This window comes from Planktotalea sp., from assembly GCF_039984035.1.
GTDB lineage: Bacteria > Pseudomonadota > Alphaproteobacteria > Rhodobacterales > Rhodobacteraceae > Planktotalea.
Genome location: NZ_JBDWVM010000210.1, coordinates 1 through 7,558, shown reverse-complemented (window position 1 = coordinate 7,558; position 7,558 = coordinate 1). Strand labels below are relative to the sequence as shown.

Annotated in this window: 8 protein-coding genes and 1 pseudogene; 2 read left to right on the top strand and 7 right to left on the bottom strand. The window is 55.8% G+C overall.

Annotated elements, in window-relative coordinates; all coding sequences use genetic code 11:
* Positions 1–622: pseudogene (locus ABJQ89_RS09670) on the top strand (cobyrinic acid a,c-diamide synthase); the annotation flags it as partial.
* A 39-nt stretch (positions 623–661) separates the two neighbouring features.
* Positions 662–1,873, top strand: a complete 1,212-nt coding sequence (locus ABJQ89_RS09665; RefSeq protein WP_348496042.1) for an MFS transporter — start codon at positions 662–664, stop codon at positions 1,871–1,873.
* 4 nt (positions 1,874–1,877) lie between these two features.
* On the opposite strand, the gene ABJQ89_RS09660 is transcribed toward ABJQ89_RS09665, so the two are convergent.
* From ABJQ89_RS09660 to cysS, 7 genes are all read right to left on the bottom strand, one after another.
* A complete protein-coding gene (locus tag ABJQ89_RS09660) occupies positions 1,878–2,645 on the bottom strand; it encodes a squalene/phytoene synthase family protein (RefSeq protein WP_348496041.1) in 768 nt (255 codons plus the stop codon).
* Entirely contained in the window at positions 2,642–3,625 is a 984-nt protein-coding gene (locus tag ABJQ89_RS09655; protein WP_348496040.1) for an alpha/beta fold hydrolase, read from the bottom strand. Before ABJQ89_RS09655 ends, ABJQ89_RS09660 begins: the two co-directional genes overlap by 4 nt.
* Before the next feature lies 1 nt (position 3,626).
* Positions 3,627–3,833: a helix-turn-helix transcriptional regulator gene (locus ABJQ89_RS09650; RefSeq protein WP_348496039.1), complete on the bottom strand. Its 207-nt coding sequence runs from the start codon at positions 3,831–3,833 to the stop codon at positions 3,627–3,629.
* A gap of 3 nt (positions 3,834–3,836) precedes the next feature.
* On the bottom strand, positions 3,837–4,235 hold the full coding sequence (locus ABJQ89_RS09645) for a hypothetical protein (RefSeq protein WP_348496038.1): 399 nt from the start codon (positions 4,233–4,235) through the stop codon (positions 3,837–3,839).
* Positions 4,236–4,238: 3 nt separating this feature from the next.
* Positions 4,239–4,556 (bottom strand): multidrug efflux SMR transporter, encoded by a 318-nt coding sequence (locus ABJQ89_RS09640; protein WP_348496037.1) that lies wholly within the window; start codon positions 4,554–4,556, stop codon positions 4,239–4,241.
* Positions 4,557–4,625: 69 nt separating this feature from the next.
* Complete coding sequence (cimA, locus tag ABJQ89_RS09635) at positions 4,626–6,242, bottom strand: citramalate synthase (protein WP_348496036.1); 1,617 nt, start codon at positions 6,240–6,242, stop codon at positions 4,626–4,628.
* Positions 6,243–6,366: 124 nt separating this feature from the next.
* Positions 6,367–7,558: cysteine--tRNA ligase (gene cysS, locus ABJQ89_RS09630; RefSeq protein WP_348496035.1), on the bottom strand; the 1,192-nt coding region annotated here is incomplete at its 5' end.

Sequence of the window (7,558 nt, the reverse complement as noted above, 5' to 3'; positions counted from 1 at the left end):
TACCGCACTTGCGGCTCACCTGCCGCGCGCGTATGGCAATCACCACTTCATGCCCCCCGCGCAACGTATCGCGATTGCGTCGGATCGCGCCTTTGCCTTCGCCTATCCCCACATCTTGCAGGACTGGCGTGCGCAAGGCGCTGAAATCCTGCCTTTTTCACCACTCGCGGATGAACACGTCCCCGAAAGTGACTTCGTCTTTTTGCCCGGCGGCTACCCTGAGCTTTACGCCGGCCAGCTCGCCGCTGCGAACACTTTCCTAAATAGCCTACGCGAACACGGCAGCGACAAACCGATCTATGGCGAATGCGGGGGCTATATGACCCTCGGCGACGGCTTGATCGACGCGAGCGGGACGCGTCACAAAATGGCGGGCTTACTTGCGCTGGAAACCTCTTTCGAGACGCGCAAACTGCATCTCGGGTATCGCAGTCTCACTGCGGCGCAAGGCCTGTTCAAGGGCAATTGGACCGCCCATGAGTTCCATTACGCCAGTACGATCCGCGCCAAAGGCACGCCCTTGTTCCAAGCGAAAGATGCAACAGGCACAGAATTGAACGATATGGGGTTGCAGGCCGGGCATATCTCAGGCTCATTCGCACATATCATCGATGCCGCCTAAACGCGCATTCGAACCGACGCGTTAGGATTTACCCCGATTATGACCCAAGCCATTTCTTCACCGCAAAGAACCGTTTTCGTGCTGATCCTTGCGCAAGCCTTTCTTGGTGCGCAAATGCCGATCCTGTTCATCGTCGCGGGTCTGGCAGGTCAATCGCTCGCCACCAACATTTGCTTTGCAACGATGCCGATCTCTATGATCGTTCTGGGCTCCATGTGCGCTGCAACGCCGATTTCATCGGTTATGCAAAAACACGGGCGTCGCGCAGGGTTTTGGATCGGTACAATCGGCGGCGCGCTTGGTGGATTGATCGGCTCTATCGCGCTTTATTATGGCTCCTTTCCGTTGCTGCTGCTGGGGAGCTTCTGCACAGGCTTTTACATGAGCGCGCAAGGGTTTTACCGGTTTGCCGCCGCAGATACCGCCAGCGATGACTTTCGCCCGAAAGCGATTTCCTATGTGATGGCAGGTGGTCTGGCTTCTGCAATCATCGGTCCGCAATTGGTGAAACTTACAAATGATGCCTTTGTTGTGCCTTTCCTCGGCACCTATTTGATTGTTGTTGTGATCAACGTAATCGGCTCCGCCCTTTTCCTGTTTATCAACATCCCTGCACCCGCTGCGCCCGATGCAGATGCACCCGCAGCGCGCAGCCGTTTGGAGCTCTTGAAGACCCCGCGCATCGCAGTCGCGATCATTTGCGCCATGGTGTCCTATGCCTTGATGAACCTTGTGATGACCTCAACGCCGCTCGCGGTCGTGGGATGTGGGTTCACGACAAACACAGCAGCGGATGTCGTGTCGAGCCACGTTCTCGCGATGTTCATCCCGTCCTTCTTTACAGGCCATTTGATCGCGCGCTTTGGCGTCGAAAAAATCATTGGCGCAGGTTTGATCATCCTCGCGCTTGCAGGCGTTGTCGCGCTCAATGGCGTTGAAATCGAAAACTTCTTTATAGCCCTGATCTTGCTGGGCCTTGGTTGGAACTTTGGCTTCATCGGCGCGACAGCGATGCTCACCTCTGCACATGCGCCGCAAGAACGCGGGCGCGTTCAGGGTATGAACGACGTCTTTGTCTTTGGCGGCGTGACCCTGGCCTCGCTCGCCTCTGGCGGATTGATGAACTGTTCGGGCGGTGATCCTGTGCAAGGCTGGGCCGCAGTGAACTACGCGATGATCCCGTTCCTGGCGCTGGCGGGTTGCGCGCTCGTCTGGCTGATGCTGCGGTCTGAAAACACCAAGGTCGCCTAACCGCTTACCAACGCGCGAGCAAAGCCGCCTTTGACAGTCTGAGGCTCGAAGTGAGCGCTGACACCTCAAGGCGTCCTTCGCCAACCGCGCGCGGATCCTTCATGGCTTGGCGCAAGAGCGGCTCTGCTTGCCAAAGCGCAATGCACGCCTCTTTCGCGAGGCTGCTGCGCGACTGGCGCGCCGTTTTGAGACGGTCCAACCCGTTTTTCGCCAAGGCTGAAATTGCCTCGGTCCGGCCGTCCAAGAGAGGCACGCGCTTGGCCTCTTCTAGCGCCGGAATGGCTTGGAAAAATCCAGCAAGTCCAGCAGCATAGCCAGCATGCATTGCCACAGTGCGATCACATGTTCCAAGCGCGTCGCAGGCTGCGAATAACAAACCGCCACCCGTCTGCTCCAAGTAGCGCGTGAAATCGGCTTCATCCTCGAACGGGTCTTTGTAAATATCCCAACGACGCGCAGCGATCAGAGTATCAAGGGCCTCTGCCCCTGCCTTGCTCAGCACACGCGCGAGCGGCGTTGCGACCTCGTGTCGGCGCACCTCGCCCCCTGCGATAATCTCATCCATCACATCACGCCACCACTGCAGCCGCATTTCGGCAATCATCGGCTCCTGCGTTACCCAAGGCGCGCGCGCGATTTCGACATTGGCCGCATAAATCGGGAACAAGATTTCGCGCGCCGCGGCAAGTGCTGCCATCGCCGCGCGGAATCGGTCAGGGTCGCCGCGCTCAACAATTGCGGCGCAGGCATACCAATCGGGCGCTTCGCTCACTTCAAGGCCTCACGGATCAAATCTTCCGTCGCCTGCGCGTCCACAATGCTCAAATGCGTCTCTCCATCCACGATGTGATAGGCGCCCTTATTCGTCACGGCGCTCATCACACCCTCATATTTATCAGCGAAAAACGCTTCGTCCTCGCGCCCTGCGATCAGGGTGAATTTCGGCAAGGCTTCGATGTCCTTCAAATAGTCGCCGCGCGGGGCGAATCCAGTGTTCAAGCGGAAGGAATAGGCCAAAGTTGCCAGATGTCCATATTCACCTTCACGCGCGGCTTTCGGCATATTGAACTGAATGATCTTCAAATGGTTAAGCGCGGTGATTTTGAAGGTGTTGAACATGCTCAATCCGATGATACGGCGGGTCATGACACGCGCCCAACCGCCCGAGTTTTCACGTGTTGTCGGCGCATTATGCTTAAGGAACGGCGCCAGCAAAATCGCCTCATCCATCAAAGCGCCATGTTTGCCACCCGCAAAACGTACAACCAAGCCACCGCCTGAGGAATGCCCTGCAAGGATCACCTGTTGATCCGGCAAGCGCGTCGCTTCGATCAACTCCGTAAGATCGTCTTCCATCTGCCCGATGTAATCGACATCGCCTCGACGCTCAGGAGCTGCGCCATGACCGCGTAGATCTGGCGCAAGTACATAAGCATCACCAGATAAGGCATTGGCAATATTATTGAATTGCAAACCTAGCCAGCCTGAGCCATGCACGAAAATCAGCAAGGGTTTGCTAGGATCTTGCGTCCCATAATGGCGCACTGGCAGGCTCCATCCGTCTTTCATCTTTAGATCGGTTGTCTCTGGCGCTGCGCTGATTCCACGCTCAAACGTGGATTGGAAATTTAGGCCACCGTCTGTGCTGTCCTCTGTCAGGTCTTTGGTGCGATCTGATGCGATCAAACCCAGGGCAATCATCCCAGTGATCGCAAAGCTAATTGCCGTAAATGTGATTATTTTCATCAACATATCAATCGTCTTTCACGTAAAAAATGTCATGTACCGTCAAATCGAGCGTCTGCGCGATTTGCATCGCGAGCAAGGTGGAGGGTGTAAACACACGGTTCTCAATCGTATTGATGGTTTTGCGCGTTACGCCCACGGCGTCGGCAAGCGAGGCCTGCGTAAAACCCTTTTCCGTGCGCAGGGATTTCAGATTGTTGTGCAGCTCTGCCATGGCTCACCCCCTCACATTGATCATGCAAAAGATCAGAAGCGGCGCAGAGCCAGCAGCGGTCCCCATCGCAGCAAATGCTGTGATTGGCGTGACGACGTCCAATGCCATCAAAATAGCAAAGATTGGGTAAAGAGAGATGGCAAACCAATAGGAGCGGCGAACAGCCTTTGCCCATTCCAGCTTGTAAAGCTCATCATGTGCGATGCAAGCATTGCGCCGCCCTGCGAGGCGCGCGCTCAGCCAAACGACAATGCCAGCGGCCACGCCGCAAACGCCGGGAAGCCACGGCGACATTGGGCTCGGCGTATTCGTCGCAATTGCCATAATGCTATAGCTGGCACTTACCAACCCCGCGAGCGCGAAAACAGCAAGTCGAATACGGGCGATCATATCAGCGTTCATGTCTTAGCCCTCCGCCAATTTGAGGCCGACAATACCGGCAATAATCAGACCAACGCTGGCAATACGGTGCGGCGAAGCGCTTTCACCAAAAGCGATAACGCCCACGATAAAGGTACCAACTGCGCCGATGCCGACCCAAACCGGATAGGCCGTTCCAAGCGGCAAAGCGCGCATCGCATAGGCGAGCAACCAAAAGCTGGCGAGTGCGGCAACGCCAACAATTGCACTGTAAAGGGGTTTGTTGAATCCGTCGGAGGCCTTGAGCGCAGTTGCCCAAACGACCTCTAACCCGCCAGAAATTGTTAAAATGAACCAAGACATCCCTGCCCTCCATGTAACCTATGGGTGACATGAGTAGCTAAGGTGACATGTAACGTCAAGGTTACTCGTTCATTTTTTTTGCGTATCGCGAATAAGCTTCCATTGGATCGCGTCCAAAAGCGCCTCAAAACTCGCATCAACAATGTTGGCAGAGGCCCCCACTGTGCTCCAGCGATGACCATCTTTATCAGCGCTATCGATGATGACCCGCGTCACCGCTTCGGTGCCGCCTTGGGTGATACGCACCTTGAAATCAACGAGGCGCATATCGTCGATCATTTCTTGGTATTGCCCCAAATCCTTGGCCAGCGCTTTGGACAGCGCATTTACAGGGCCGCGGTCTGATCCGGTTTCATCCATGGATTCACTGACAGAGAGTTTCTTCTCACCGTCGATTTTCACGACAACCACGGCCTCTGACAGGGAAACCATCTTATCGTATTTGTTCTTGCGGCGCTCAATGGAGACTTTGTAGCGCTTTACCTCAAAGAAATCAGGCATTTGCCCCAAGGCGCGGCGTGCAAGCAGCTCAAAACTCGCTTGGGCAGTGTCGTAGGAATATCCCTGTTCTTCGCGCTTTTTGATCTCATCCAAGAGGAAACCAAGCGCTGGATCACCTTTTTCAACAGACAACCCTGCGTCTGCCAAACGTTTGCGCAGATTGGACTGGCCCGCTTGGTTGGACATTGGAATTATACGTTCGTTTCCAACGACTTCTGGCGCGACATGCTCATAGGTGCTTGGGTTTTTGAGGATCGCGGAGGCATGCAAACCCGCCTTATGGGCGAAGGCCGAATTGCCAACGAAAGGCGCTTGGCGCGTCGGGACGCGGTTCAGGATATCGTCCAGCGTATGGGACACTTTGGTTAGCGTTTTGAGCGCGTCCATACTGACGCCTGTTTCATATTGGCTCGCGTAGGGTTCTTTGAGCAAAAGGATCGGGATGAGCGTTGTCAGATTAGCGTTGCCACAGCGCTCGCCCAGCCCATTGAGCGTGCCTTGGATTTGGCGTGCACCTGCATCAACTGCCGCAAGCGAACAGGCTACCGCATTGGCCGTATCATCGTGCGTATGGATCGCGATATTGTCGCCGTTGATGCCAGAGGCGATGACCGCCTTGGTGATCTCGTAGACTTCGGTCGGCAACGTGCCGCCGTTTGTATCGCAGAGCACTACCCAACGCGCGCCTGCCTCTATCGCGGCGTGCAAGGTTTCGAGCGCATAGTCGGGATCGGCCTTGTAGCCGTCGAAAAAGTGTTCTGCATCGAACAGCGCCTCGCGACCATCGCCCACGATATGGGACATGGAGGCGGCGACATTCGCTGTATTTTCCGCCTTGGTGATGCCAAGCGCGTCGGAAACATGAAAGGCGCTGGATTTGCCAACGAGGCAGACAGTACCCATGCCCGCCTGCATCACTTGCGCCAAGACATCATCGTTGTCGGCAGACCGCCCCGCGCGTTTGGTCATGCCAAAGGCGGTCATTTTAGCCTTTGTTTTCGGGGCCTTGTCAAAGAAGGCGGAATCGGTCGGATTTGCACCCGGCCAACCGCCCTCAATGTAATCAACGCCAAGCGTGTCGAGCATTTCCGCGATCTGGATTTTCTCAGCAGTGGAGAACTGAACGCCCTGCGTTTGCTGCCCATCACGCAAAGTGGTGTCGTAGAGATAGAGTTTTTCTTTCATGACACCACTTTCTCAAATTGCAGACAACGTAGTCCGTGCTTGCACGGGCAGCCCCCGACCGCCCCCATGGGCGGGGGCTTCACCCCCACCCGCGGACGGGGGCTGTCCTGTGTCTCGCGGAGGTTCATTTCAATTCCTCCAACTTAGCTGCATCGAAGTCAGAACCGGCAACCAGCTCAACGCCTTGTTTGCCCATACGCACCTCAACGCCTGCTGCGATCAAGGCTGTTTTCATCGCATCGACGGGGGCAAAGTCTTTGCTCTCCATCGCGGTGGCGCGCAATGCACCAAGGCGGTCCGCATAGTCTGTAAGGTCCACATCAGAGCTGTCCCAGCCACCCAGTTCATCGCTGAGCAAGCCTAGCATCTGCGCCGAGCCCAAGAAAACGCCCTTTTGAACAGAGCAATCCTTTTGTGGGTTGGACGTGATTTCTTTGGCCATCGCATGAAGTCGCGTCAGAGCACCGGCCGTGTTCAGATCATCGCCAACCAGTGCAACGATGTCTTCATCGACGCCGATTGGTTCGACGCCTTCGATCAGAGCACGCCATGCGGTAAGTGTCGCCTTTGCTTGGGCCGCCTTTTCCGCCGTCCAATCCATCGGCTTACGATAGTGCGTGGACAGGAAAACAAAACGGATCACCTCGCCCGGCACGCCTTGGTCCAGCAGATCGCGAACGGTGAAGAAATTGCCCAAGGACTTGGACATCTTCTTGCCCTCGACCTGAAGCATTTCATTGTGCATCCAGATGTTCGCGAAATCATGGCCTGCGCATTTGCTCTGGGCGATTTCGTTCTCGTGGTGCGGGAACATCAAGTCGTTGCCGCCGCCGTGAATATCAAATGCCTCACCCAGCAAATCATGCGCCATGGCGGAGCATTCGATGTGCCACCCTGGGCGCCCACGCCCCCAAGGGCTGTCCCAACCGGGGGTGTCTGCATCCGAGGGTTTCCAGATCACGAAATCCATCGGATTGCGCTTGTAGGGCGCGACTTCGACGCGCGCGCCTGCGATCATATCATCGACAGAACGGCCTGACAGTTTGCCGTAATCCTCATAGCTTTCGACCGAAAACAGCACATGGCCTTCAGCCGCATAGGCAAAACCCTTAGCGATCAGATCCTCTGACATTGTAATCATTTGAGCTATATATTCGGTGGCACGCGGCATGTGGTTCGGCTCAAGCGCGCCAACAGCAGCCATGTCGTCCAGATACCACTGCGTTGTTTCATTCGTTATTTCGCGAATGCTACGTCCGCTTTCAGCTGCGCGCGCGTTGATCTTATCGTCCACGTCCGTGAAATTGCGCACATAG